The sequence below is a fragment of the Haloplanus sp. CK5-1 genome, assembly GCF_037201915.1.
GTDB classification, from domain to species: domain Archaea; phylum Halobacteriota; class Halobacteria; order Halobacteriales; family Haloferacaceae; genus Haloplanus; species Haloplanus salilacus.
This window is the reverse complement of the sequence record NZ_CP147505.1, coordinates 2,200,559-2,225,664: the sequence shown is the minus strand read 5'-3', so window position 1 is coordinate 2,225,664 and position 25,106 is coordinate 2,200,559. Positions and strand designations below refer to the sequence as shown.

The following is a 25,106-nucleotide window of genomic DNA, read 5'->3' as shown; positions in this document are numbered from 1 at the left end:
TTTGAGAGTCGGCGGCGTAGGGACCGTCGATGGCCGCCAACGCGACAGTCGAAGAATACATGACTCGTGACGTGGCGACGGTCGACCCGGACGACGACGTCGCCGAAGTGTCGCGTCGGATCGTCGAGAGCGACGGCCACACCGGGTTTCCGGTGACGGACGGCCGCAACGTCGAGGGGTTCGTCAGTGCCCGGGACCTCCTGCCCGCCGACGACGATGCGCTCATCTTCACCGTGATGTCGGAGGACATCGTCGTCGCCCACCCCGACATGAAGATCAACGACGCCGCCCGAGTGATCCTCCGCTCCGGGATCCAGAAGCTTCCGGTCGTCGACGACACCGGAAAACTCGTCGGTATCATCTCCAACACGGACGTGATCCGGAGTCAGATCGAGCGTGCGACACCCGAGAAGGTCGGGAAACTCATGCGCACGCTCGAAGAGATACACGACATCGAGGTTACCGAGGAGCGCCGAGAGGTCGAACTAGCGGAGCTCACCCCGACCCAAGGGCGGGTGTACGCCGACGAACTGCAGGGTCGGAGTTACGAACTCGAACACGGGCTCGCCGAACCGGTCGTCGTCATCGACAACGGCGGGACACTCCTCCTCGCCGACGGACACCACCGCGTCATGGCCGCCACCCGCCACGACATCGAGGAGATGGACGCCTACGTGATCGTCGTCGACGCCGACCTCGAGGTCGAACTCGGGATGGAGAAGACCGCCGACAAGGAGGGCCTCGAAACCATCGACGACATCGAGGTCGTCGACTACGCGCGCCACCCGCTGATCGAGACGACCGAACGGCTACAGTAACTCACCGGTCCGGATCGTCCGTGTCCACGCTCGTTCCGGTCGTCCCCGTGTCCGTCGCTTCGTCCGTGTCCGCCTCCACCGATCCACCCGTGTCGTCTTCGTCCTCGGTCGGTCGGTCGACGCCGACCAGATCCAGGTCGGGGAACAACATCCCGAGCACCGACAGCGAGTAGTAGCGGACGAAGGTTAGCACGGGCACCTGGACGAGCAGTGCCGCGACGATCATCACGAGGACGAACAGCACGATCAGGGGAGCGACGACGATCAGACCCGCGTGGCCGACGCCGGCGGCCGAGATAGCCAGATACAGTCCACCGCCGACGAGGGCGAGCGGGACGGCGACGACGAGAGCGACGAGGAAGACGACGATGGAGACGGCGAGGCTCGCGGCGATGCCGAGGACGAACTTGGCGACGAGGTAGACACCCACCTGTTTCCACTCGGCGCGGAGCGTGGGCCAGAGACGACGCCACGAGTCGAGGACGCCCCGATCCTCGACGAGCATCGTCGGCACCGCGAAGTCGGTCGTCAGGCCGACGACCACGCTCCCGGCGATCGAGAGCAGACCGACGAGGACGACGAGCGGAACGAGGCCGACGAGCAAGAGCGGGGAGATGCTCACGCCGAGACCGATCACGGCGACGAGTGGGACGGCGATCAGGAGGAGGCTCCCGAGACCGACGGCGAGCCGAAAGCCGAACAGCCGGAGCCCCCGTCCGAGGTTGTCACCGAACGGTCGACGGATGCCGATCTCGCGGTCACGGAGGCCGACGACCAGGACGAACTCCATCACGGCACCGACGGCGCTCCACAGGAGCGCGAGGAGGACGATCAGCGCGACGACGCCGATCAGGACCGCGACGGCCCCGTCCAGTTGGGGCAGTGTCGGCGCGGGGAAGTCACTCGGCGTCTCCCCGCCACCGCCGGTGGGCACGTCGAAATTTCCGCTCCCGGTCGGTGCCCCGCCGCCGACGCCGACGAACAGGGCGATCAGCGCGAGGCGGAGCCACCGACTCCTGTCGAGTGGCCGAAGGAGGTCTTCGGTCGCGCTACGCGCGTCTCGGAGGGCCGCAAGTGCGTACCAGCGGGACATGGCAGCCACCTCGCAGTCGGGTGACAAAAAACGCGTGGGTCCATCTCGCCGTCGGAGACGCGACGGGCCTTTGATGCCGGAGGCGGAAGGGGGAGCATATGACGCCGTTCGAACGCCGGACGAGGCGCGCACAGTCACGCCTCGATGCCGTCGGTGCCGACGCGCTCGTCCTCACGCCGGGGCCGGACCTCTACTACCTGTCGGGAATCGACGCCGAGCAGAGCGACCGGCTCACCTGCCTGATCGTCCCCGCCGACGGCGACCCGACGGCCGTCGTCCCGGCGCTCGACGCCCCGACGATCCGCGGGGCGACGTGGGTGATGGACGTGCGACCGTGGGACGACGAGACGGGACCGGATCCCGTCCTCGAGGAGGTGTGGGACGCGCCGCCGTCACGTCTCCTCCTCGCGGACCGGATGTGGACGCGGTTCTCGCTCGACTTCCGACGGCGGTTTCCGGACGCCTCCGTCGGCCTCGCGAGCGAGGTGCTCGGACCGCTGCGCCGACGGAAGGACGACCGGGAACGCGACGCCCTCCGGGCGGCGGCGCGGGCCGCGGACGCGACGATGCGGGACGTTCGCGCGCTCGGTGCCGAGGCCGTCGGTCGCACGGAGGCCGACCTCGCGGCGTTCGTCGAGGACCGTCTCGACGCCCACGGCGGCACGGGCGTCGCCTTCGAGACCATCGTCGCCGCCGGGCCGAACGGCGCGGACCCCCACCACGCGAGCGGCGACCGGGAGATCCGAGCGGGCGACCCCGTCGTCCTCGACTTCGGGACGCGGGTCGACCGCTACCCCAGCGACACGACGCGGACGGTGGTCTTCGACGGCGACCCACCCGCGGAGTTCGAGACGGTTCACGACGCCGTCCGCGAAGCCCAGGCGGCGGGCGTTGCGGCCGCCGAACCCGGGGTGACGACCGGAGCGGTCGACCGCGCCGCCCGGTCGGTCATCGAGGACGCGGGCTACGGCGACCGCTTCGTCCACCGAACGGGCCACGGTGTCGGTCTCGAGGTCCACGAGGACCCCGACGTCGTCGCCGGCGGCGACGTCGAACTCGAACCGGGAATGATCTTCAGCGTCGAGCCGGGCGTCTACCTCCCCGACCGCTTCGGCGTCCGGATCGAGGACCTCGTCCTCGTCACCGACAGCGAGGAGCCACACTCCTCGGGCAGCGAGGCGTCAGAGACGCCTCGGGCAACCGGCGAAGCCGGTGACAGTCGGACGCAGTCCGGCGACGGGGCCGAGCGACTCAACGACACCGACCACGGCTGGGAGTGTTGAGACCTACTCGTCGGTCTCGGTGCCGATCAGGGCGTCCAAGTCTGCGTGGTCCGCCAGGAGATCACCCATCACGTCGACGGTGCGTTCGTCGCGCGTCCGTCCGCCGCTGACGACCTCCTCGGCGCGTTCGAGCGTCGTGAGCGTGTCTCCCCTACAGAGCAGGATCGGGACGCCCGTCTCTGCGGCCGTCCCGAGGACGGTCGACGGCGGACGGTGACCGCCGGTGAGTATCAGGCAGGTGACGCCGGGCGCTTGGAGCGCGGCGGTGTGGATGTCGGTCCGGTCGCCGCCGGTGATCACCGCGGCGGCTTTCGTCCGCCGGAAGTACCGCAGCGCCTCCTCGCCGCTCATCGCCCCGACGAGGAGTCGTTCGACGACGCCGTCGGTCGGGGCGTCGGTTAGGGGATCGGCCCCGAGTTCGTCGGCGAGGTCGGCGACCGTGACCCCCGCCAACTCCGGTTCGCGCGGGAGGACGCCGAGGACGGGGATGCCACGACGCTCCAAGAACGGTGCGACGAGACCCTCCACCTCGTCGTAGGCGGCGTCCGGGACGCGGTTGAACAGAACCCCGGCGAGGCGGTCGCCGACCCCATCGACTGCCGCGAGCACCTCGTCCACGTCGGTCGGCGTCGCGTAGTCCGCGACCACCACCACGTCGGCGTCCAGCAACTCCGCCATGTCGCCGTCGGTGAGGTCGACGACACCGCCCGTGGAGAAACGACCGCCGCCCTCGACCACCACGAACTCGCGGTCGGCGGAGACGGCGTCGAACCCCTCCCGGATCCGCTTCCGGAGGTCGTCCGGCCGTTCCCGTCCCTCCAGTGCGCTCCGGACGAACGTCGGCGAGTAGACGACCGGTTCCATCTCGTGCATCTCGTCGTCGGTGTCGAGGAGTTCGCGCGCGAGCATTGGGTCACGATCCAGCGTCTTGCCGACCACGCTCTGGAGACGAGTCCCCTTGGGTTTCATGTAGCCGACGCTCCGACCACGGGACTGCGCGTGGCGGCCCAGCGCGATGGCGATGGCCGTCTTCCCTGTGCTCTCTCCGGTCGCGGTGACGAGTAACGTGTTCATAGCGTGTCTGGATCGAGGGTCAGTCTGAGGTCGACGGCCTGCACGCCGTCGGGTCGTGCCACCAGCGGGTTCACGTCGAGTTCGAGGATGCTCGGGAAGTCGGTGACCAGTTGCGAGAGGCGGCCGATCGTCTCGGCGATCGCCGATCGGTCGACCGGGTCTCGCCCGCGTGCGCCGGATAGCAACGGCGCGGCCTGGATGTCGTCGAGCATCCCGTCCGCGTCGGCTTCGGCGACGGGCGCGAGTCTGACGGCGGTGTCCTCCATCACCTCGACGAAGATACCGCCGAGGCCGAAGAGGACGAGCGGACCGAACTGCGGGTCGCGGTTCGTGCCGACGATGGTCTCGACACCGGTCGACAGGTCGACGCGCTCCTGGACCTGGACGCCGAGGATGGTCGCGTCGGGCTGGTAGTTGCGCGCCCGCGTGATCAGATCCTCGAAGGCGTCGTACACGTCCTCGTGAGGGACGCCGACTTTCACCCCGCCTATGTCGGACTTGTGGAGGATGTCCGGGCTGACGATCTTCATGACGACGTCGCCGTCGATAGCCTCGGCGACCGTCAGCGCGTCGGTCGGGGAGTCGACCACCTCGCCGGCGGGCGTCGGGATGCCGTAGGCGTCGAGCAACTCCATCGCCTCGACGCCGAGACGGGTCGCGCCACGGTCACGCGCCCGTTCGAGCACCTCTCGGGCCGCCTCCCGGTCCACGTCGTGGGTCGTCGGTTCCCGGACCGGCCGCTCACGGATCGACCGATACCGCGACAGCGTCCCCAGGCTTCCGACCGCGCGTGCGGGGTCGAAGTAGTTGGGAATCCCCGCCTCGTCGAGGACACCCCCGGCCCGACGGGCGCGCTCGCCACCCATGAGACACGTCGTGACCGGGAGGTCGTGTGCCGACTGGAGGTCGACAACGTCGTCGGCGAGGCGGTCGTAGTCGAGCGTCGCGGTGGGTGCGGCGATGACGACGGCCGAGCCGACGGCGTCGTCGTCGAGCACGGCGTCGACGGCCGCCCGCATCCGCTCGTTGTCGGCGTCGCCGATGACGTCGACCGGGTTGTAGGGGTTCGCCTCGCTGGGGAGCAACTCGCGGAGTCGAGAGAGGGTGTCGTCGCCGAATTCGGCGAGGGAGAGCGGTCCGTCGCCGACGGCGTCGGTCGCCATCACGCCCGGGCCGCCGGCGTTGGTGACGACCGCCACGCCGTCGGTGTCGGGCAGGGGTTGGCCGGCGAGGATTCGCGCGGCGTCGAACAGGTCTTGGACGCTGTCGGCCCGGATGACGCCCGCCGCCCGAAGCCCCGCCTCGTAGGCACGGTCCCGGCCGGCCATCGCCCCCGTGTGCGAGGATGCCGCCTGCGCCCCCGCCTCGGTCCGGCCGGACTTGACGGCGACGACCGGCGTCTCCCGAGTCACCTCGCTGGCCACGTCGACGAACCGGCGGCCGTCCTCGATACTCTCGAGGTAGCCGACGATCACGTCGGTCCCGTCGTCGTCGCCCCACGACGCCACGAAGTCCGACTCGTCGAGAACGGCCTTGTTCCCCAGCGACACCACGTCCTTGAACCCGACGCCGTGGTCCGCCGCCCAGTCGAGGACGGCGGTGACGAACGCGCCCGACTGACTACAGAGGGATATCGACCCCTCCGAGGGCGACCCGCCGGGGGCGAACGTAGCGTTCAACCCGACCGGCGTGCTGATGATGCCCAGACAGTTCGGGCCCACGAGGTCGAGGTCGTACTCCGCCGCGACGGCTTCGAGGGCACGCTCGCGCTCGACGCCCTCGTCCCCACCCTCGCCGAACCCGGCCGTGACGACGACGACGCCGGTGATCCCGGCCTCGCCCGCGTCACGAACCACGTCGACCGCGGCCGCGGCCGGCACCGCCACCACCGCCAGATCGGCGTTCGTCTCGCCCACCTCGTCGACACAGGGGAGACCACACACCGCGTCGTAGTTCGGGTTGACGGGGACGATGTCGCCCTCGAAGCCGGCCTGCAGGTTCTCGACGAGTGCCCGGCCGACCGACCCCCGGCGCTCCGTCGCACCGGCGACGGCGACCCGGTCGGGGACGAACAGTTCGGATAGCTCTCCCATCACCTCGGCCGTACCACGGGCGACTGCATAAACGCGACGGGAGACGGACGCGGGCGTTTAGGCGTGCCAAAAATATCAGGTTCGTGATAACGCTTACCCGCATCGACGCCCTGCCATCTTCCGATGACGCTGCTCGCGAATCTCACGTTCGTCTTCGTCGCCGGCCTCGTGACGGCGCTCGCGACCGGTCTCGGTGCGCTCCCCTTCTTTTTCGTCGACGACGTGAGCGACCGCTGGAACGTAGTGCTGTGGGGACTCGCCTCCGGGATCATGGTGTCGGCGTCGGTGTTCGGCCTGGTATTCGAGGGACTGGCCGAGGCTGCCTCGCCACTCGAACTGATCCCCGGACTCGTCGCGGGCGTCGTCCTCGTCGTCGTCGCCCACGAGATCATCGACGGGTACGAGGTGCACCCGAAGCAGTACGCGGAGGCAGACTACCGGAAACTCCTGCTCATTCTGGGTGTGCTAACCGTCCACAGTTTTCCCGAGGGGGTGGCGGTCGGCGTCTCCTTCGCCGACCTCGGCCTGCAGGGAGGGACGGCGTCAATCGGCGTGTTCGGCGTCGTCGTCCCCGTGCTCGCGGTGTTCATGACCATCGCCATCTCCATCCACAACGTCCCCGAGGGCGTCGCGATATCGATTCCGCTACGCACGCTCGGGGTCTCGGAGTGGAAGATGGTCTGGTGGGCGGTGTTCTCCAGCCTCCCACAGCCCATCGGTGCGGTGCTCGCGTATCTGTTCGTCCGGGTGGCCCGCGAGTTCCTCCCCGTCGGCTTCGGCTTCGCCGCCGGCGCGATGATCTACCTCGTCCTCACGGAGTTCGTCCCCGAAGCCCTCGACATCGGTGCCGATCTGCCCGGTGGCGGCCGGCGCGAGCTCGCGGTTGGCCTCGCCGTCGGCGTCCTGGCGATGGTGCCGCTCTTGCTCGTCTAGTGGTCGTGTCCCGTCGCCTCGCCGAAGGTCATGCCGAACCGCTCCTCGAACAGTTCCTCGGCTGTCTCGTTGATCTCGCGGAGGTCCTCCGGAACCTCGCCCTCTGCGTGGTGGACGATGGCGTGGGATCGCTGGACGAAGGCCAGTAGCGTGATTTCGGCGACGACCGTGGGCGGTCGCTCGCCCTGTTCGGAGAGGGTGTCGACCAACCCCTCCGGGAGTTCGAACTCGTCGCTCTCGCCGCTCGGTCCCGTAACGGTGTACGTCTCGGTGTCGACCATGGCCACTACTCGGGGCGCTCGGTATAAGGGCGTGTGGGAATCTGGTAGTCACGGCGGGTCCACTCTGTGGACGCCGTGGGCGTTGCCGCCGAATCGTGGCGATCCCCGTCGCACCTTTATTATGGTGTGCGTCCGACCCGTCGGCCATGACGGACGGCGCGACCGAACTGTACAGAATCGCGGACGACGGTGGAAACAGCAAGGAACACCGTCGGGAAGCAATCGAACAACTGGGCGAGAAGGGGGCGGCGGCGGAGCTGTATCGGTTCGCGACGGACGGCGGAAATTACAAAGAACTGCGGGCAGCCGCCATCGAACAGCTCGGCGAATGCGACGCGACCGAGGAGTTGTCACGAATAGCCGACGACGGAAGCCTCTACGACGACCTCCGTACGAAAGCGATCCGTCTGCTGTGAGCCGTCAGTCGTCGCTCTCGGCCGCCGCGGGCTCCTCCGCTGCCGCCCGTTCTCGCTCCAGATCCTCGAGGTAGCCGTCGGCGTCGATGGCCGCTTTACAGCCCATGCCGCCCGCGGTGATCGCCTGCTGGTAGTGGTAGTCGACCACGTCGCCCGCACCGAACAGGCCGGGGACGCCCGTCGCGGTCTGGCCGCCGCCGTCGCCACCCGCGGTTTCGAGATACCCCTCGTCGTCCATCTCCACGTCCAGACCCTCGAGATACGACGTGTTCGGCGTGTGGCCGATGGCGTAGAAGACGGCACCCGCGTCGAACGCGAACTCTTCGGTGTCGGGGTCGTCGGGTTTGTCGGTCGGGTGGCCCTCGGGGTGGTGAACCATCGTCACACCCTCGACACCCTCCTCCCGCGAGCCGTGAAGCTCCGTCACCTCCGTGTTCAGTTTGAGTTCGATGTCGCCGTCCTCGACGTGGTCCATCAGGCGGTCGATCCAGTAGTCCTCGGCGCGGAACTCCTCGCGCCGGTGGACCAGGTGAACCGTCGAGGCGAACTTCGTCAGGAAGACGGCCTCCTCGCAGGCCGCATCGCCGCCGCCGACGACGACGATTTCCTCGTCGCGGAAGAAGGCGCCGTCACAGGTCGCACACGTCGAGAGACCGTAGCCCATGAGTTCGTCCTCGCCCGGGATGCCAAGGGTCCGGGCGCTCGCGCCCGACGCCGCGATGAACGCGTCGGCGGTGTAGACGTCGCCGCTGGTCAGTACGACGCGGAACCGGTGGCCGACGCCGGGGTCGTCTTCGACCTCGACCGATTCGACGACGCCGTTCTCCACGTCGGCTCCGAACTTCCGGGCCTGTTCGCGCATGTCGCTGACGAGTTCCGGGCCGCTGATGCCCTCCGGGAAGCCGGGGTAGTTGTCGACCTCCGTCGTCAGCGTCAACTGCCCGCCCGGTTCGTCGCCCTCGAACACCAGCGGATCGTTGTTCGACCGGCCGGCGTAGATGGCGGCCGTGAGTCCCGCGATCCCGCTCCCGGCGATGATGAGACGCCGGTGTTCGGCGCCGTCGCTCTCGCTCATACTCGTCGTAGGGTCGAGAGACCCATTTAGTTTGCGTTGTCGGGCGTGGCCCCGATCGCCCCACCAGCCCCACACCTTCTTGTCGCCGGCCCGCCCACCCCCGTCCATGCCCGCGGACCTCGAGGAGAAGACCGACCGCTACGGGCGAATGCTCGCCGACGCCCTCGACGCCGCCGAACCGCGCCCCCCGACCGATACGCCGCTTGGGGCCGCCGCCCGGGAGTGTCGGGAGATGGCCGAGTCGTATCTGAACGACGGCCGTCACTTCCGCGAGGCGGACGACCCCGTGAACGCGCTGGCCGCCTTCTCCTACGGCTACGGGTGGCTCGACGCGGGGGTCAGGATGGGGCTCTTCGCGGTCCCCGAGGGGACCGGGCTGTTCGCGCGGGAGGACCCTCCAGACGACGCGCGGTCGCCGTAACCGATTAATTCCTCCACGGTCATACGTTACGCCGTGTCGAGTGCTGGCGCGTCCTTCTGGCGGGAGTGTGACCGCTACCACGACCTCGCGGAGCGCTTCGAGCGGAACGTCGAGGTCACCCACCCCGACCGCCTGACGGGGCGGAGCGGCTACTACGGCTGTGGCTGTGCGTGGTGTGCGAGGGAAGTCACGTACTACGAGTACACGGGGCCGCGACCGTAGGAGGGACGGCGTCGACGCCGCGGGCCGACCGACGACCGGTCCTCAGTACCGGTAGGTCGTTCCCTCGTCGCCGTCCTCGACGGTGATCCCCAGCGTCTCTAGGTCGTCCCGGAGTTCGTCCGCACGCTCGTAGTTGCCCGCGTCGCGTTCGGCCTCGCGCACGTCGAGGACGAGTTCGATCAGGTCGTCGGCGAGGCGGGCGTCACCCCCGTCGTCGTCGCCGAACTCCAGACCGAGGGCGTCGCCGCCGAGTTCCTCGAACGTCTCGACCGCCCGCCGGAGGCCGACGTAGTCGTACGGCGCGTCGTCGACGTGGCGGTGGACCGCGGAGGCGAGTTCCAGCAACGCGGCCGTCGCCTCGCGCACCCCGAAGTCGTCGTCCATCGCCGCCGCGAACTCCTCGCGGGTCCGGTCGACCGCCGTCCGGAGGTCGTCGGCCTCGACTTTCGTCCGGGCATCGACGCTATCGCAGGCCTCGACCGCCGTCTCGTGGGCGCGTTCGAGGCGCTCCCAGCGCTCCCTCGCCTCGTTCATCGCCGCCTCGCTGTAGGTCTGGCTCGACCCGTAGTTGGTCGAGCAGTAGAACGTACGGATCACGTTCGGGCCGAACTCCTCCAAGGCGTCGGCGACGTAGAAGTAGTTGCCGAGGCTGGAGCTCATCTTCTCGCCCGCCGTCTCCAGCAGACCGGTGTGGAGCCAGTAGCGCGCGAACTGCTCGCCGGTCGCCGCCTCGCTCTGTGCGATCTCGTTCTCGTGGTGGGGGAAGACGAGGTCGTGACCGCCGACGTGGATGTCGATGGTGTCGTCGAGGTGGGCCGTGCTCATCGCCGAGCACTCGATGTGCCACCCGGGACGCCCCTCGCCCCACGGCGACTCCCACGTCTCGCCCGAAGGCGCGTCGTCGCCGACCGATCGGTCGTCCGTACGGTGTTCGGCCACGTCGCTCGGGGAGACGCCGCCGGCCTTCCACAGCGCGAAGTCCGCCGGATTGCGCTTCTCGGAGCGCTCGTCCGGTTCGCCCTGGGCCTCCATCTCCTCCACTCGTTGGTTCGACAGTTTCCCGTAGTCGTCGAACGCCGTCACGTCGAAGTAGACCGACCCCTCGGTCTCGTAGGCGTACCCCCGGTCGATCAGCGTCTCCACGAGGTCGATGATCTCGGGGACGTGCTCCGAGACCCGCGGGTACACCGTCGCCCGTTTCAGGTTCAGACCACGCATATCGGAGACGATCGAGCCGACGAACCCCTCGGCGACGTCGAGTTCGGACTCGCCGAGGTCGGCCTCGCCGACCCGCGCGACGATCTTCTCGTTCACGTCGGTGAAGTTCTCGACGTGGCGGACGTCGTAGCCACGGTGGGAGAGCCACCGGTGCATCACGTCGGCGTGCGTCCACACCCGGGCGTGGCCGAGGTGGGCGTCGTCCGAGACCGTCAGCCCACAGACGTACAACAGGACCTCGTCGCCCGCTGGTTCGAACTCCTCGCGGTCGCCCGTCAGGGTGTTGGTCACGGACAGCGTCATCACCGCCCCGTTCCCAGTCGAGGCATTAATAGTTGAAGATACGGCCGCGAGCCACGAGCACGAACGGCGTCACGCGAACACCGCGACGAGGGCGACGAGCACCGCCCCGACGACGACGCCCGCGCCGATCAACACCGTCGGACTCCGGACGGTCGCCGCGACGGCGGCAGCGACGACGATGGCGGCGGCCCCGACCGCGAGGAGGGCCACGGTGCGCCGACTGGGGACGCCGAGCGAGAGCCGGTCGGCGAGTGGCGGTGAGTCCGAGTCGGCGTCCGGCTCCGGCGGTCGCGAGAGCGTCTCGTCGACGTCGACCGCGTCGTCGTCGCCGTCGGGTTCGACCGTCACCTCGATGGTCCGCCGTTCGGCCCCGTATCCGGTCGAGATCTCGAGCGTCCCCGTCACCGGCGAGCCGACGTCCTCAACGTCGACCGGCACGGACTGGGTCGTCTCGCGCTCGACGAACAGGTTGCCGTCGGTGTCGATGCGTGCGACGGCGGACAGCGCCTCGTCGGCGCGGACGTGGACGTGGACGGACTCACCGTGGTTCCGGAGTTCGACCGAGAACGGCTCTCCGATGGCGAACTCCGACGGCGCTTCGACGTCGTGAAGCGCCCCACGGTTCAACTCGACCAGTAACACCGGAGTCACACGACGACGGTCGGGCCGGGGGGGGAAAAAGCTTCAGGCCGACTGGCGGGTCGTGTCCGGCCGAGCGTCCCAGTCCCCGACCGTCGGCACAGCACGACTCGGGAGTCGTACGCCACGGAGACGGGTGTGACACCCCGCGCCGGTACCCAACGTCCGATCCGAACACGACCGCGGTCGGCGCTACTCCTCGCGCATGTCCGGTGGGAGGAGGTTCGGGATGCCGTCCTCGATGGGGTAGACCTCGCCCGTCTCGGTGCCGACGAGCCGACCCTCGATGATCTCCTCGCCGTCCCGCTCGTCCACTTCGAGTTCGAGATCGCTCTTGTCGAGCGGATCACAGAGGATCTCCATCAGGGATTCCTTCATCGTCCGGCAGGTGGCGGGCGGGCGATAAAAATCCACGGATCGGGGGCACGGTGCCGTTCACTCCACCCAAATTACCGTGACGACCCGGTCGCCGTCGTCGACGGTGTCGTAGGCGTAGCCACGGTCGTCGAGTCGCGGGAACAGGTGCTGTGGCACGCGGTCGTTCACCTGCACGAGCAGATCGGAGTCGTCGGTTTCGAGGCGCTCCAGCGTCCGCTTCAGCGGTTGGGGCGGCGGCAAGTCGCGGACGTCGAGCACTGCCGGATCGACGGTCGACGGTGCCTCGGTCTCTGCCAACAACGTTTTGACACCAGACATACGTATCGCTCCGACCGCCGCCGCCGAGGGCGTTCCCCCGAACAGGTTCGCCGTGCGGGTCACGGTGGCGGGGGTTCTTCATCCTCGCGAGAGAGTCCCGAACATGGAATCGATCACAGTCTCGCGGAGGATCGACGCCCCGGAGCCGGCGGTCCGGGACGTCGTGACCGACGTCGAACCGTTCATGCTCGCCGCCGGATTCGACGAGGTCGGCGTCGACGGCGACGAGATTCGCATCACCAACCGGGTCGGTATCGCCACCATCGAACTGACGCTCGAACGCGTCGACGGCCCGGACGCCGTCCTCGCCTACGAGCAACGCGAGGGCATCTTCGAGTCGATGCGGACCGTCTACCACCTCCACGAGGACGAGGGGGGCAGCACCGTCCTCGAAGCGACGACCGACTTCGCCCTCGACGTGGCGCTGGTGGGCGAGATGCTCGACGCGACGATCATCAAGCGACAGCGCCGTCGGGAACTGGAGGCGCAGTTCGACCACGTCGAAGCCGTCGCCGGCACCGACACGGACGCCGACCCCGACTGATCGGAGTCCCGGGCGGATGCAAGGACGACCGGGGGCACCGCACCGAACGTGTTCGGGGGATACCTTTGGCTCCCGGATCGCCTCCGTTCGGGTATGAGCCAACACGACGACCCCGAGACGGAACACGACACGTCCTGGTCGGCGAACCTCGAAGGACCGGACCACGCCGAGGACCGGTCCCTCGTCGTCGAGGAGGCCCTGGATGCCGTGGGCGCCACCGCGACCGGGACCCACGTCAACCTCGTGACTCACGCCGACCACGGTCACCCGAAGGACTACCTCTACCCGATCCTCAACGAGGAGTTCGACGCGACCGTCGAGTACATCGACCAGTGTGGCTGTGGCGGCTACGTCAGCCGCGTCTACCGATAGATGCACCCGAACGGCATCGACACCGACCGGCGGCCGTTCGTCCTCGTGTGGGAACTCACACGGGCGTGTGAACTCACCTGCAAACACTGCCGGGCCGACGCCCAGCCCGAGCGCCACCCCGACGAACTCACGACCGCGGAGGGTAAGGCGCTCTTGGACGACGCGAGTCGGTTCGGCGAGAACCAACTTGTCGTCCTCTCGGGTGGCGACCCGCTCGCCCGGGACGACACGGTCGAACTCGTCGACTACGGCGCCGACTTGGGACTTCTGATGACGCTCACACCCAGCGGCACGGCATCGCTGACACCCGACCGAGTCGAGGCGCTCGCCGACGCCGGTGCGCGCCGACTCGCGGTGAGCGTCGACGGCGGCTCCCGGGCCGCCCACGACGAGTTCCGCGGTGAACCCGGCAGTTTCGACGCCACGATCCGGGCGGCCGAGGCGGCCCGCGACGCCGGCCTGCCCCTCCAGATCAACACCACCGTCTGTGCCGAGACGGTCGAGCAACTCCCGGCGATCAGGGACCTGGTCGACGACCTCGGGGCCGTCCTCTGGTCGGTGTTCTTCCTCGTGCCCGTCGGCCGCGGGGCCGTCCTCGACTCCGTCTCGCCGGAGCGTGCGGAGCGGGTGATGGAGTGGCTGGTCGAGGTCGAATCCGAAGCCGAGTTCGGGATCAAGACCACCGAAGCGCCCCACTACCGGCGGGTGGCGCTCCAGCGTCGGCGAGACGGGGTCGACAACGACACCGGGGCGGCCGCGGACGCGATCGGTCGGCGGGTCGGCATCACCGCCGGCGACGGGTTCGCGTTCGTCAGTCACGTCGGCGAGGTGTTCCCCTCAGGCTTCCTCCCCGAATCCGCCGGCAACGTCCGGGAGACGAGCGTCGTCGACTGTTACCGGGAGTCGGACCTGTTCGCGTCGCTGCGCGATCCGGACGCCCTCGGCGGGAAGTGCGGTGCCTGCGAGTTCCGCGGCGTCTGTGGCGGGAGTCGGTCGCGTGCGTACGCCGAAACCGGCGATCCGCTGGCGAGCGACCCGCTGTGTTCGTACGTTCCGGAGGACTACGACGGACCGCTCCCCGACCGTCAGTCGTCGACGGCACGCCCCTGACGATGCCCGCACGCCGAGCAATCGACCCCGGGTGCGACCGGGACGGTGTGACGAGCGATCAGCCGACTGCGGACGACCGACCGCTCGACGACTGCCTCCACGACCTCGGCGTCGAGGTCGCACGGCGCGAACTCTCGACGGCCCTGGCCGGGATCGACGACCTCACGCCGGCGCAACGACGGACCGTGGCGCTCATGGCCGGTCGCATCGCGGCCGGAGTCCTCGCGCCGGCCCGCGACGCGATGGACGACGACTCGCGCTCGCCGGAGGCGGTCGAACGGCTGTTCACCACGCAACCCGAACAGGTTCGTGAGCGAAGATAGGAATCCCGAACCGCTAGGGGACGTATGACCATCGTCCCGCGCCCCTGGTCGAGCGACGACGACGACTTCGACGACTACGACGGGTTCGAACCGGACCACCTCCCCCAGCCGGGACCCTTCCTCGACGGCCACGAAGTGCTGACCGGCCGGGACCACGCCGCCTTCCACCGACTGACTCGCGAGCGCTTCGAGGAGCGGACCGTCTACGACGTCACCTTCGGTTACAACCTCGCGCGCCTGAACCTCGACACCCGCCATCCGACCGCGGGCTACCGCTACGCCGTCGACGCCGACGACCCATCGGTCCTGCGTGCGGAGTTCACGCCGACGACCGAGTTCTGTCCCCAGAGCGACGCCCTCTCGACCGCCTCGTTCCGCGCGTGGAACGCCGACGACGTGGGATCGGCCCACGAGTTCAACCTCGTCCGCGTCCGAGTCGCGTCGATGCACGGCGAGAGCGAGCGGATCAACGGCCGACTCGCGGAGATGGAGTCGGCGCTCCGGGAGAACGGCAGCCTACCGGAGGCGGAGGGGACTGGGACGCTCGGCGACACGGGCGTCGGCTCCGGTACCGACGGCTCCGGTGTGTCGGCCGACGACCCCACGACGCCGTTCTGACTCTCGTCTCAGTCGTCGGTCGGTCCCGGGGCTGCCCCACCGGAGAGCGACTCGGGGGCGTGGCGCCACACGACGAGCGCGAGGTTACTCACGAAGACGACCAGTCCCGTGGCGAGGACGACGCCACCGACCAGCGAGACGGATCCCAGCCCGGCCGGGTCGCCGCCGGCGAGGGCCGCGCCGCCGGCCGCGACGAGGACGAGGTCGACCGTCTCGAGGCGGTCGTCGTAGAGGTCGTCGATCATCGGCACGTCCTCGAACCCGAGCAGGTCACTGTACCGGTGGACCCAGACGAGGAAGGGGACGACGTGGTACAGGGTGCCGACGAGGACGAGCGTGACGACCATCGCGAGCAAGTGGCCGGTCCCGGGCGCGCCGAAGACGACACTCTCGGCGAGCGGCGTCCGGAGCCACGCCGGGACGGTGGCGGCGAGCCACAGGAGCAACGCCGGCGCGAGGAGCGCGTAGCGCGCCAGCATCGGCGTCCGGCCGGCGCGAGCGTTCCGGAGGCGACGGACGAGGACGACGGAGAAGGCGGCGACGCCGACGAGCGCCAGGACACCCCCGAGTCGAGCGACGGCCGCCGAACCGACGAGTCGGCCGAGAGCGAGGACGACCACTCCGAGGGGGTAGCCGACCGTCTCGATCCGCTGGAGGGTGCGGTCGGCGTCGTCGAACTCGGTCTGCCCGAACATGGTCACGAGCTGGTAGAGCGCGCCGAACACCGTCGTCAGGACGGCTCCGAAGACCGCGAGGGTGGCGTGGGCCGCGACGAGGCGAGTCCGGGCGACCGGGAGGTCGAGGGGCGTCGCGAACCCGACGGCCAACACCAGCCCGAGGCCGGTGAGGAAAACGAAGAAGCCAAGCGCAGCCGCGAAGTGTCGCTCGGTCACGTCGAGCGGGCGGGCCGACCCGAGCGTCCGGCCGACGTTGTACGCGAGCGTCCAGAACCCCGCGAGCATCGCGGCTCCGAAGACCGGGAGGACGCCGAGTCGACCGCCGAGCAACGCGGCCGCGAACCCGGCGACGCCGACGCCGACGAACCACAGTTGCACCCGCGCAAGCCGCCGGGAGTGGAGCGGCGTCCCGGCCCACACCGGAACGAACTGCGTCATCGCGCCGGCGATGGTGAGACAGACGAAGCCCACGAGCAGGAGGTGGAGGTGTGCGAGTCGCGCGAGACCGGGGGCCACACCGAGGGCGTCGGCGACCCCGAGTCCCGCACCCGCGAGCAGAAAGCCCAGCGCGACGACGAAGTGACGGAGTGGGATCGAGAGCGGTGGCTGGCTGTCCGTATCGACCGCTCCGGGGACGGTGGACATACCCGCCGCTACGGGCCCACGCTCCGTCGCCCTCACCACGAACACGTTCGGCCGCGGCGACCCGATCGGAACCGGGTTTTTATATCCGGGGAACTCGTCACCATCGCGTATGCCTACCGCCGAGATTTCGTTACCGGACGACGTCGACATCGAGATCAGCCAACTCGTCGAAGAAGGGGAGTTCATCAACCGCGATCAGGCCGTCGAGGAACTGCTCTCGCTGGGCGTGTCGGCCTACACGACCGAGGAGTCGACGACCGGGCCGGCCGACGAGGACCTGTTCACGCAGGTCGTCGAGGACCAACAGGACCCCGCCATCCGGAACGAGGGCGACGACGAACACACGCTGTAGGGCTCACTCGACGAGCAGTCGGTCGGCCACGTCGTCGAATCGCTCGCGCTCGTCGCGCCAGAACGCCCGCTGGTCGCCGAGTGGCTGGCGTGTCGGCTCGGCCACCTCCGAGTGCACCTCGTACTCCTCGGAGCTCTTCACCTCGTGGTAGGCGTCGCGGAACGCCATCCCCTCCTCGACTTTCTTGTTGGCGGTGTAGGCGGCGAAGATGCCCTCGTCGACCGTGAACTCCTCGGAGAGCTCCAGTTCCTCGATGAGCGGCGTGAGGATGTCGACCGTCGCGCGGACGGTGTCGACCGACTCGATGAGGTGCTTCTTGGTCCGCTGGCTGTCGCGGTTGTAGCCGCTCGGGAGTTTGCCGATGATCCGCCGGATCGCCTCCTTCGCGGCCGACACCTCCTCGGCTTTTGCCCGCGCCAACTCCAGGATGTCGGGGTTGCGCTTCTGGGGCATGATACTGCTGCCCGTGCAGTACTCGTCGGGGAGTTCGAAGAACTGCTGGTCCTCGGAGAAGTTGATGAGGTCCTCCGCCAGTTTCTGCACGTCGAGCATCACCAGATCCAGCGTCTGGAGCAACTGTAGCTCCTGTTTCCCGCGGTTCGAGCAGTAGACCGGGTTGTGTTGTTTGTCGGCGAAACCGAGCAGTTCGGTCGTCAGGTCGCGGTCGATATCGAGGCTGGTGCCGTAGGAGGCCGCGGCCCCGAGCGGGTTGGTGTCGACGATCCGGAAGGTCGCCCGGAGGGTCTTCAGGTCGTCGATCAGCGCGTCGGCGAAACTCGACGCCCACAGCCCCGTCGACGACGGCATCGCCTGTTGCTGGTGGGTGTAGCCCGGGATCAGGACGTTCTTCTCCGCCGCGAAGGTGTCGAGGGCGTCGACGAAGTCGAGGATCCGGCCCGCGAGGTCGATGGTCGCGTCCTTCATGAACAGGCGCGTGTCGACGAAGACCTGGTCGTTGCGCGACCGGGCGAGGTGCATCTTCTTGCCCGCCTCCGTCCGCCGGGTCACCCGCTCCTCGACGAAGGTGTGGACGTCCTCGCCCTCGACTTCCTCGGCCTCGTGGTAGATGTCGGTCAGCGCCGCCCGGAGGTCGGCGAGTTCGTCGTCCGTGAGAAACCCTTGCCGGTTCAGCATCGTGACGTGTGCGAGGTTCGTCAGCACGTCGTACGGGAGAAACCGGTTCTCGAACTCCTTTGGCTCCATCGTGTACTGCAGGGTGGCCTCGCTCGCCGAGTGCTCGGTGTTCTCCCAAAGCATGGCGTCAGGTTCCGACAGACCGTACTAAAGGGTTACTGCTGGCGGCCGTCGTCAGGGCTAAGTCCCCGACTCGTGACCGGTGGCGTATGGGTACGTACGACCACACGCCGGTGACGGTGGCGGGGAAGCGAGCCGTCGTCATCGGCGGGACGAGCGGGATCGGACGGGCGTTGGCGCGTGGCTTCGCGGCCGACGGCGCGGACGTGGTGGCGACGAGTCGGACCGCGGCGGACGTCGCGGAGACGGCAGCCGACCTCCGGGAGCTCGGGGCCGACACCGTCGAGGCGACCTGCGACGTGACCGACCGGGAGTCGCTCGTCGACCTGCGCGAGACCGTCGTCGACGAACTCGGTGGGATCGACATCCTGATCACTTCCCAGAGCTACATCGCCCGAACCGCGCTCTCGGACGGCACCGAGGAGGAGTGGCAGGCGGTGTTCGACGTACAACTCGACGGCACCTACCGCGCGGTCCAGGTCTTCGCCGAGGCGATCGAGGAGGGGGCGATCCTCCCCATCTCCTCCATCTCGAACGACCTCGCCATCCCGGACCTCGTGCCCTACACGACCGCGAAGGGGGGGATCGACTCGTTCACCCGGGTCGCGGCGAAGGAACTCGGGCCGGAGATACGGGTCAACGCGATCAAGCCCGGGTTCGTCCGGTCGGAACAGACCCAGGGCACGTACGACGAGGGGACCGATCGAAACGAAGAGATCGCCCGCCGGACGACCCACGGTCGGATGGCGGATCCCGAGGAGATCGTCGGTGCGGCCATCTACCTCGCCAGCGACGCGGCGAGTTACACGACGGGGAGCGTCCTGACCGTCGACGACGGCTTCACCGCCGACGCGTTCGGGTGAACCGCCTCGGGGTCAAGCCCCGAGGCACTCGCCTTGCTTATCTGTAGACGAAAACCTATTACCCTGACGGGGTACAGTTCGGGACATGCCCGCCGAGCGAGAGAAACGGACGGAGTCGGTCGTCTATCATCCGTCCCGGGAGTTCGTCGAGTCGACCAACGTCCACGACTTCATGGAGACGTACGATATCGACGACTACGACGAGTTGATCGAGCGAACCTCGACCTCGGTGCCGGGCGAGCCACGATCCGGCGTCGACTGGTTCTGGGACGAACTCGTCGACTACCTCGACATCGAGTTCAACGAGGGGTACGACGCCGTCCGGAACGACGCCGAGGGCCCACAGTTCACCGACTGGTACCCCGGCGGTCGCCTCAACGCCGCCCACAACACCCTCGACCGGCACGCCGCTCCCGACGCCGAGACCCGAAACAAGGTCGCCTGCATCTGGGAGGGCGAAACGGGCGAGGTCCGCGAACTGACCTACCACGACCTCGGCCGACAGGCAAACCGGGTCGCGAACTACCTCGACGCCCGCGGCGTCGGCGTCGGCGACACGGTCGCGCTGTACATGCCCATGATCCCCGAGGTGGTCTCCATCCTCTATGGCTGTTTCAAGGTGGGCGCGGTAGCCGTCCCGGTGTTCTCGGGCTTTGGCGTCGACGCCGCGGCGACCCGCATCGCGGACGCCGAACCGACGGTGCTGTTCACGGGCGACGGGTTCTACCGCCGGGGCAGTCACGTCCTGTTGAAGGGTGACGCCGACGCCGCAATCGAGGAGGCGGGCCACGTCGAACACACGGTGGTCTTCGACCGCCTCGGCCTCGTCGAGGCCGGCGAGGTGCCGTGGGACGACGCCCGCGACGAGCGATGGACCGACGCGGTCGGCGACCGCGACCCCGAGTTCGAGACGCGGTCGCTCCCCTCCGACGCCGAGTCGATGCTGCTCTACTCCTCGGGAACGACGGGCAAGCCGAAGGGGATCGTCCACACCCACGCCGGCGCGCTGCTGCAGGCGGCCAAGGAGGTGTACTTCGGGATGGACCTCAAGCCCTCGGACCGCTTCTTCTGGGTCAGCGACATCGGGTGGATGATGGGGCCGTGGTCGCTGATCGGCACGCACGCCCACGGCGGCACGGTCGTCATGTACGAGGGCGCGCCGGACCACCCCAAGCCGGATCGCTTCTGGCAGTTGATCGACGACCACGGCGTCACGCAGTTCGGCATCTCGCCGACCGCGATCCGTGCCCTCCGCAAGCACGGCGACGAGTGGATCGAGGGGTACGACCTCTCGACGCTCCGGATCCTGGGGTCGACGGGCGAGCCCTGGGACCCCGAGTCGTGGCTCTGGTTCTTCGAGGAGGTCGGTGGGGGGTCGACGCCCATCATCAACATCTCGGGCGGGACTGAGATCATGGGGTGTTTCCTGATGCCCATGCCGATCCAGTCGCTCAAGCCCTGCACGCTCGGCGGCCCGGGACTGGGGATGGACATCGACATCGTCGACCGAGAGGGCGACTCCATCGTCGACGGCCACGACCGGGGCTACCTCGTCGCCCGCGACTCCTGTCCGAGCATGACCAAATCGCTGTGGAGCGGCGACGAGCGCTATCTCGAGGAGTACTGGAGCACGTGGCCGGATCTCTGGGACCACGGCGACTGGGCCCAGAAGGACGAGGAGGGCTTTTGGTTCCTCCACGGGCGCGCCGACGACGCTCTCAACGTCGCCGGGCGCAAGGTCGGTCCCGCGGAGGTCGAGGGGGCGGCGATGGAACACGACGACGTGAACCAGGCGGCCGCCGTGGGCGTCCCCGACGACACGACCGGCACGGCCGTCGTCTGCTACGTCGTCGTCGAGGAGGGCGTCACGGAGAGCGACGGGCTCCGGGAGGAGGTCCGCGAGACCATCGGCGAGGAACTGGGCAAGCCGTTCCGACCCCGAGAGGTGCTGTTCGTCGACGCGTTCCCCAAGACCCAGAGCGGGAAGATCATCCGCCGGGCCATCGAGTCGGTGTACCGGGGCGAGGACCTGGGAGACATGAGCAGTATCGAGGACGCCGACGTCCTGGACGAGATCGAGGCGGCGCGGTAACCCTTATCCTCCGACCGGCGCTGGTAGGGACATGAACGACGACGGCCGGCAGCGGTTCGCGTTCGCGTATCGGCCGGGGACGATCCACTGTCGCCCCGGCGCTGTCGACGACCTCGGCGCGGCGTGTGCCGACCGGGGCTGGGAACGGGTTCTCGTCGTCTGTGGCACCACCGTCGGTTCGACGCACGCCGTGATGGACCCCGTCCGGACCGGGCTGGGGGACCGTCTCGTCGGCGTCTTCGACGGGACGACACCCGGGAAGTACGTCCGTACGGCCGCCGCGGGCGCGGCCCACGCTCGGTCGGTCGACGCCGACGCGCTCGTCGCCGTCGGGGGCGGGAGTTCGCTCGACGTCGCGAAGGCCATCGCGACGCTCGCGACCCGGGACGACCCCGAGGCGGCCGCCGACCGAGCGATCGACGAGGCGAGCCTGTCGGTCGGGGACGACGATCCCCTCCCCCTCGCGGCCGTGCCGACGACGCTCGCGGGCGCGGACCTGTCGGTCGTCGCCGGCGTCACCTTTGGCCCGGATCCCGACCGCGAGAGACCGCGGACGGGCGGCCTCGCCGACGACCGCCTCATGCCCGCGGCGCTGTGCTACGACGCCGACCTCTTCCGGACGACGCCCGAGTCGGTCCTGACCGCGTCGGCGATGAACGGCTTCGACAAGGGGATCGAGGCGCTGTACACCCGCAACTCGACGCCGATCACCGACGGCACCGCGGCCCGGGGGCTCCGTCTCCTCCGGTCGGGGCTCCCGACGCTCCGCGAGGACCCGATGGACGCCGACCGACTGGACGAGGTTCTCGCGGGAATCGTCTGTGTCCAGTACGGCGTCTCGACGCCCGGCGCGTTCAAACTCTCCATCGTCCACGCCTTCGGTCACGGCTTCTCTCAGGGGTACGACGTCCACCAGGGTGTCGTCCACGGCGTCATCGCACCCCACGTCCTGCGATACCTCTTCGAGGAAGTCGACGGGCGGCGCGACCTCCTCGCGGAGGCGCTCGGCGTCGCCACGGACGCCCCCGACGACGTGGTCGGTGAGGGGGTCGTCGACGCCGTCGCGAGCGTCCGAGACGACCTCGGATTACCGTCGCGACTCCGAGCGATCGACAGCCTCTCGCGCTCCGACCTCGACGAGCACGCCGAACGGATCGTCGCCGACTCGCTCTTGGCGACGGTGCCGACCGGTCTCGATCCGACCGTCGACGACGTGCGTGCGGTCCTCGAGGCGGCGTGGTAGTTACCGCGCGCCGAAGCTCTCGGCGCGGAGGTCCTCGTCGGCGACGCCGACGGCCTCGGCGACGGTCTTGGCGTCCCTGACGAACGACTCGAAGCCGAAGACGTACACAGTTCCGCCGGTCTCGGCCAGCGTGTCGGCCGCCTCGTCGAGCGACCCGACGACGCTCACGGTGGCACCCTCGGTTTCGAGGGCGTCGAGGCGGTCGCCGTGGGGCGGGTCCTCGCCCCAGAACACGACGGCCGCGTCGTGGCCCGCGCGGGTCGCACGCTCGGCGATGCCCACCGCGGGGCCGATGCCCGGCCCCTCCGCGAGGACGACGACCGGCCCGTCGCCCGTGTACCGCACGTCGCCGAAGGGCCCCTCGATCTCGATCGTGTCGCCGGCGGACCGGTCGGCCAACCACGGCGCGAGCGTCCCCTCGGGGACGTACTCGACCGTGACCTCCATGGTGCCGTCGGTGCCGGGCGAGGAGAGCGTGTAGTAGCCGGTTTCCTCCACCCCGTCGACGGTCGCCCGAACCAAGACGAACTGGCCGGGGTCGGCGACGAAGCCCTCGGGCGTCCGGAGTTCGAGCGCGGCGGTCCGCGTGCCGACCGTCTCGACGGCCTCGACAGTGACCTGTGGCATACGTCCGGAACGGCGGCCGGCGTGGAGAACCCTTCGATCCCGGCGTCGTCGGCCGAGGCTATAAGACCGCGACCGCCCATTTCGAGCCTGTCATGTACGACACCGTACTCGCACGGGAGACGCGGACGGTCGTCTCGCCGAGTCGGATCGAACTCGGAGCCGGCGCGGTCGGGACGGTCGGCGGCCACGCCGCCCGGTACGGCGACACGGCGCTCGTCGTCGCCACGGAACAGATTTTCGAGTTCCACGGCGACACGGTCGTCGACGCCCTCGAGGCCGCGGGCGTCGACTCGGTCGTCTACACCGACGTCCGCCCCGACCCGACGGTCGAGAACATCGAGGCGGCACACGACCTGTACGACCGGGAGGGCTGTGACCTGATCGTCACGCTCGGCGGCGGGTCCTCCATCGACACGGGGAAGGGCGTCGGCATCCTCGCGACCAACGAGGGGTCGATCCGCGACTTCGGCGTCGACCGCGCGGGCTACGAGGGGGTCCCCGAACCGACGCCGCCGCTGATCGCCGTCAACACCACCGCCGGCACCGGGAGCGAGGCGACCCGCTCCGTCGTCGTCAGCGACGAGTCGACGTCGACGAAGTTCCTCGTCGTCTCCGCGAACGTCGTTCCCGACGTAGCCATCGAGGACCCGGAACTCACGGTGTCACTCCCCAAGAGCCACACCGCCTTCACGGGTATCGACGCCCTGACTCACGCCATCGAGGCGTACGTGTCGGTGAAGTCCTACGGCGTCCCCGACGGCTACGCCGAGGAAGCCATGGAGCGAATCGTCCGCTCGCTGCCGGTCGCGTGGGCCAACGGCGACGACCTGGCGGCCCGCGCGGACGTGATGGTCGGGCAACTCCAGGCGGGACAGGCGTTCACCAACGCCTCGGTCGCACTCGTCCACGGGTTGGCTCGTCCGCTCGGCGCACAACTCCACATCCCGCACGGGCTGGCGAACGGCCTCATCCTCCCCTACGTCGTCGACTTCTCCGCGATGGCCGCTCCCGAGAAGTACGCCGAGATTGCACGGATTCTGGGCGTCGCCGCCGACGACGACACGACCAGAGAGGCGGCGGACGCCGCCGTCGACGGTGTCTTCCGCCTGTGCGAGGACGTCGACCTCACCGGCTACCTCGACGACTTCGGCGAGGTGCCGTCTCGGGAGGCGTACCTCGACGTGGTCGACGAGATGGCACAGGACGCCATCGACTCCGGATCGCCGGACAACAATCCACGGAAGCCGACTCGCGAGGAGTTGGTCGACCTCTATACGATCATCTACGACGACGCGCTCGCGCCCGACAGCCCGCGGCGGTCCTAAACCGGATCGCGGTTCTCGATCCGGATACGCTCGGTCGCCCCGTCGCTCACGCGGTAGCGATACGTTTGCGTGAACCAGTCGGCGTGTGGTCCCGGCGTCGCCGTCGCGTTCTCGGGGACGTCGGTGTTCGAGTAGCCGGTACACGTGACGACGGCCTCGTACCCCCACGAACGCCGGCTCACGTCGTCGACGCGACAGTCGAGGGTGACGTCGGTGTACGCGTTGATCCACAGGGAGTTGTACGCGTAGCGGTACTCGTGGGTCCGGACGTACTCGCGCACGCTCGACTCGTCGGGCGCCGACGGGCGGGCCGGCTGGTCCTTCGGCCCGTCCGGGAAGTCGACGGTGCCGGTCGGCGTGGCCGTCGCCGATCCGGGCGAGCCGTCGGTGGACGTCGTGGTGAGTTCCTCCGTCGGCGTGCCCACACACCCCGCGGTCACGAGCGCGAGGCCGAGCAGGACGGGGAGGGTAACCCGCGGTCGCATGGGCGGGGCTT

29 protein-coding genes are annotated in these 25,106 nt (G+C 69.0%); 16 read left to right on the top strand and 13 right to left on the bottom strand.

Going from position 1 to position 25,106, the window contains the following annotated elements; all coding sequences use genetic code 11:
* Positions 1 to 29 precede the first annotated feature (29 nt).
* Positions 30 to 818, top strand: coding sequence for a CBS pair associated ParBc domain-containing protein (locus tag NBT81_RS11775; protein WP_338738749.1), 789 nt, complete (start codon positions 30 to 32; stop codon positions 816 to 818).
* 1 nt (position 819) lies between these two features.
* Here NBT81_RS11775 and NBT81_RS11770 read toward each other — a convergent pair whose 3' ends face one another.
* The gene (locus NBT81_RS11770) at positions 820 to 1,911 is read right to left on the bottom strand and encodes a DUF7544 domain-containing protein (RefSeq protein WP_338738748.1); all 1,092 of its coding nucleotides are present in this window, start codon (positions 1,909 to 1,911) and stop codon (positions 820 to 822) included.
* A 98-nt stretch (positions 1,912 to 2,009) separates the two neighbouring features.
* Here NBT81_RS11770 and NBT81_RS11765 point away from each other — a divergent pair, with 98 nt between their 5' ends.
* The gene (locus tag NBT81_RS11765; protein WP_338738747.1) at positions 2,010 to 3,194 is read left to right on the top strand and encodes an aminopeptidase P family protein; all 1,185 of its coding nucleotides are present in this window, start codon (positions 2,010 to 2,012) and stop codon (positions 3,192 to 3,194) included.
* Positions 3,195 to 3,197: 3 nt separating this feature from the next.
* Here NBT81_RS11765 and NBT81_RS11760 read toward each other — a convergent pair whose 3' ends face one another.
* Together NBT81_RS11760 and NBT81_RS11755 are read right to left on the bottom strand one after the other, a co-directional pair.
* Positions 3,198 to 4,268 (bottom strand): phosphotransacetylase family protein, encoded by a 1,071-nt coding sequence (locus NBT81_RS11760; RefSeq protein WP_338738745.1) that lies wholly within the window; start codon positions 4,266 to 4,268, stop codon positions 3,198 to 3,200.
* On the bottom strand, positions 4,265 to 6,361 hold the full coding sequence (locus NBT81_RS11755; RefSeq protein ID WP_338738743.1) for an acetate--CoA ligase family protein: 2,097 nt from the start codon (positions 6,359 to 6,361) through the stop codon (positions 4,265 to 4,267). The genes NBT81_RS11760 and NBT81_RS11755 overlap by 4 nt, the downstream gene beginning before the upstream one ends.
* A gap of 123 nt (positions 6,362 to 6,484) precedes the next feature.
* On the opposite strand from NBT81_RS11755, the gene NBT81_RS11750 reads away from it, so the two are divergent.
* Positions 6,485 to 7,294 carry a ZIP family metal transporter gene (locus NBT81_RS11750; RefSeq protein WP_338738741.1) on the top strand — a complete coding sequence of 270 codons (810 nt, stop codon included), beginning with the start codon at positions 6,485 to 6,487 and terminating at the stop codon, positions 7,292 to 7,294.
* Here NBT81_RS11750 and NBT81_RS11745 read toward each other — a convergent pair.
* Entirely contained in the window at positions 7,291 to 7,575 is a 285-nt protein-coding gene (locus tag NBT81_RS11745) for a DUF7545 family protein (protein ID WP_338738739.1), read from the bottom strand. The genes NBT81_RS11750 and NBT81_RS11745 overlap by 4 nt on opposite strands.
* Before the next feature lie 146 nt (positions 7,576 to 7,721).
* Between NBT81_RS11745 and NBT81_RS11740 the strand changes: the two genes are divergently transcribed.
* Positions 7,722 to 7,991: a hypothetical protein gene (locus tag NBT81_RS11740; RefSeq protein ID WP_338738737.1), complete on the top strand. Its 270-nt coding sequence runs from the start codon at positions 7,722 to 7,724 to the stop codon at positions 7,989 to 7,991.
* Positions 7,992 to 7,995: 4 nt separating this feature from the next.
* Here NBT81_RS11740 and NBT81_RS11735 read toward each other — a convergent pair whose 3' ends face one another.
* Positions 7,996 to 9,174: an NAD(P)/FAD-dependent oxidoreductase gene (locus NBT81_RS11735; RefSeq protein ID WP_425498648.1), complete on the bottom strand. Its 1,179-nt coding sequence runs from the start codon at positions 9,172 to 9,174 to the stop codon at positions 7,996 to 7,998.
* Between NBT81_RS11735 and NBT81_RS11730 the strand changes: the two genes are divergently transcribed.
* Together NBT81_RS11730 and NBT81_RS11725 are read left to right on the top strand one after the other, a co-directional pair.
* Complete coding sequence (locus NBT81_RS11730; RefSeq protein WP_338738733.1) at positions 9,173 to 9,487, top strand: DUF357 domain-containing protein; 315 nt, start codon at positions 9,173 to 9,175, stop codon at positions 9,485 to 9,487. The two genes, NBT81_RS11735 and NBT81_RS11730, sit on opposite strands and share 2 nt — an antisense overlap.
* Positions 9,488 to 9,520: 33 nt before the next feature.
* Positions 9,521 to 9,709: a hypothetical protein gene (locus NBT81_RS11725; RefSeq protein WP_338738731.1), complete on the top strand. Its 189-nt coding sequence runs from the start codon at positions 9,521 to 9,523 to the stop codon at positions 9,707 to 9,709.
* 42 nt (positions 9,710 to 9,751) lie between these two features.
* Here the strand turns inward: NBT81_RS11725 and cysS are convergent, their stop codons facing one another.
* From cysS to NBT81_RS11705, 4 genes are all read right to left on the bottom strand, one after another.
* Positions 9,752 to 11,230, bottom strand: coding sequence for a cysteine--tRNA ligase (gene cysS / locus NBT81_RS11720; RefSeq protein WP_338738729.1), 1,479 nt, complete (start codon positions 11,228 to 11,230; stop codon positions 9,752 to 9,754).
* Positions 11,231 to 11,299: 69 nt separating this feature from the next.
* On the bottom strand, positions 11,300 to 11,881 hold the full coding sequence (locus tag NBT81_RS11715) for a DUF7524 family protein (protein ID WP_338738727.1): 582 nt from the start codon (positions 11,879 to 11,881) through the stop codon (positions 11,300 to 11,302).
* A gap of 180 nt (positions 11,882 to 12,061) precedes the next feature.
* Complete coding sequence (locus tag NBT81_RS11710; RefSeq protein WP_338738725.1) at positions 12,062 to 12,247, bottom strand: methytransferase partner Trm112; 186 nt, start codon at positions 12,245 to 12,247, stop codon at positions 12,062 to 12,064.
* Between the two features lie 57 nt (positions 12,248 to 12,304).
* A complete protein-coding gene (locus tag NBT81_RS11705; RefSeq protein WP_338738723.1) occupies positions 12,305 to 12,565 on the bottom strand; it encodes a DUF2249 domain-containing protein in 261 nt (86 codons plus the stop codon).
* Between the two features lie 103 nt (positions 12,566 to 12,668).
* On the opposite strand from NBT81_RS11705, the gene NBT81_RS11700 reads away from it, so the two are divergent.
* The 5 genes from NBT81_RS11700 to NBT81_RS11680 all read left to right on the top strand — a co-directional run bounded on the left by NBT81_RS11700 (position 12,669) and on the right by NBT81_RS11680 (position 15,532).
* Complete coding sequence (locus NBT81_RS11700) at positions 12,669 to 13,109, top strand: SRPBCC family protein (protein WP_338738721.1); 441 nt, start codon at positions 12,669 to 12,671, stop codon at positions 13,107 to 13,109.
* A gap of 93 nt (positions 13,110 to 13,202) precedes the next feature.
* Positions 13,203 to 13,481 carry a CGCGG family rSAM-modified RiPP protein gene (locus tag NBT81_RS11695; protein ID WP_338738719.1) on the top strand — a complete coding sequence of 93 codons (279 nt, stop codon included), beginning with the start codon at positions 13,203 to 13,205 and terminating at the stop codon, positions 13,479 to 13,481.
* Positions 13,482 to 14,591: a TIGR04053 family radical SAM/SPASM domain-containing protein gene (locus tag NBT81_RS11690; protein WP_338738717.1), complete on the top strand. Its 1,110-nt coding sequence runs from the start codon at positions 13,482 to 13,484 to the stop codon at positions 14,589 to 14,591.
* Positions 14,592 to 14,593: 2 nt separating this feature from the next.
* Positions 14,594 to 14,914 (top strand): hypothetical protein, encoded by a 321-nt coding sequence (locus tag NBT81_RS11685; RefSeq protein WP_338738715.1) that lies wholly within the window; start codon positions 14,594 to 14,596, stop codon positions 14,912 to 14,914.
* Between the two features lie 24 nt (positions 14,915 to 14,938).
* Positions 14,939 to 15,532, top strand: coding sequence for a hypothetical protein (locus tag NBT81_RS11680; protein WP_338738713.1), 594 nt, complete (start codon positions 14,939 to 14,941; stop codon positions 15,530 to 15,532).
* Between the two features lie 8 nt (positions 15,533 to 15,540).
* Here NBT81_RS11680 and NBT81_RS11675 read toward each other — a convergent pair whose 3' ends face one another.
* Positions 15,541 to 16,854, bottom strand: a complete 1,314-nt coding sequence (locus NBT81_RS11675; RefSeq protein WP_338738711.1) for a hypothetical protein — start codon at positions 16,852 to 16,854, stop codon at positions 15,541 to 15,543.
* A gap of 109 nt (positions 16,855 to 16,963) precedes the next feature.
* On the opposite strand from NBT81_RS11675, the gene NBT81_RS11670 reads away from it, so the two are divergent.
* Positions 16,964 to 17,206, top strand: coding sequence for a DUF7120 family protein (locus NBT81_RS11670; RefSeq protein WP_338738709.1), 243 nt, complete (start codon positions 16,964 to 16,966; stop codon positions 17,204 to 17,206).
* 3 nt (positions 17,207 to 17,209) lie between these two features.
* Here NBT81_RS11670 and argH read toward each other — a convergent pair whose 3' ends face one another.
* Complete coding sequence (gene argH / locus NBT81_RS11665; protein ID WP_338738708.1) at positions 17,210 to 18,463, bottom strand: argininosuccinate lyase; 1,254 nt, start codon at positions 18,461 to 18,463, stop codon at positions 17,210 to 17,212.
* An 86-nt stretch (positions 18,464 to 18,549) separates the two neighbouring features.
* Here argH and NBT81_RS11660 point away from each other — a divergent pair, with 86 nt between their 5' ends.
* The 3 genes from NBT81_RS11660 (at position 18,550) to NBT81_RS11650 (ending at position 22,658) form a co-directional block, all read left to right on the top strand.
* A complete protein-coding gene (locus NBT81_RS11660) occupies positions 18,550 to 19,323 on the top strand; it encodes an SDR family oxidoreductase (protein ID WP_338738706.1) in 774 nt (257 codons plus the stop codon).
* Between the two features lie 85 nt (positions 19,324 to 19,408).
* Entirely contained in the window at positions 19,409 to 21,415 is a 2,007-nt protein-coding gene (locus NBT81_RS11655) for an AMP-binding protein (protein WP_338738704.1), read from the top strand.
* Positions 21,416 to 21,446: 31 nt separating this feature from the next.
* Entirely contained in the window at positions 21,447 to 22,658 is a 1,212-nt protein-coding gene (locus NBT81_RS11650; protein WP_338738702.1) for an iron-containing alcohol dehydrogenase family protein, read from the top strand.
* On the opposite strand, the gene NBT81_RS11645 is transcribed toward NBT81_RS11650, so the two are convergent.
* The gene (locus NBT81_RS11645; RefSeq protein ID WP_338738700.1) at positions 22,659 to 23,285 is read right to left on the bottom strand and encodes an FAD-dependent oxidoreductase; all 627 of its coding nucleotides are present in this window, start codon (positions 23,283 to 23,285) and stop codon (positions 22,659 to 22,661) included. It lies immediately after the preceding gene.
* A gap of 92 nt (positions 23,286 to 23,377) precedes the next feature.
* On the opposite strand from NBT81_RS11645, the gene NBT81_RS11640 reads away from it, so the two are divergent.
* Positions 23,378 to 24,610, top strand: a complete 1,233-nt coding sequence (locus NBT81_RS11640; protein ID WP_338738698.1) for an iron-containing alcohol dehydrogenase — start codon at positions 23,378 to 23,380, stop codon at positions 24,608 to 24,610.
* Here the strand turns inward: NBT81_RS11640 and NBT81_RS11635 are convergent.
* Positions 24,607 to 25,095 carry a hypothetical protein gene (locus NBT81_RS11635; RefSeq protein WP_338738696.1) on the bottom strand — a complete coding sequence of 163 codons (489 nt, stop codon included), beginning with the start codon at positions 25,093 to 25,095 and terminating at the stop codon, positions 24,607 to 24,609. The genes NBT81_RS11640 and NBT81_RS11635 overlap by 4 nt on opposite strands.
* Positions 25,096 to 25,106 lie beyond the last annotated feature (11 nt).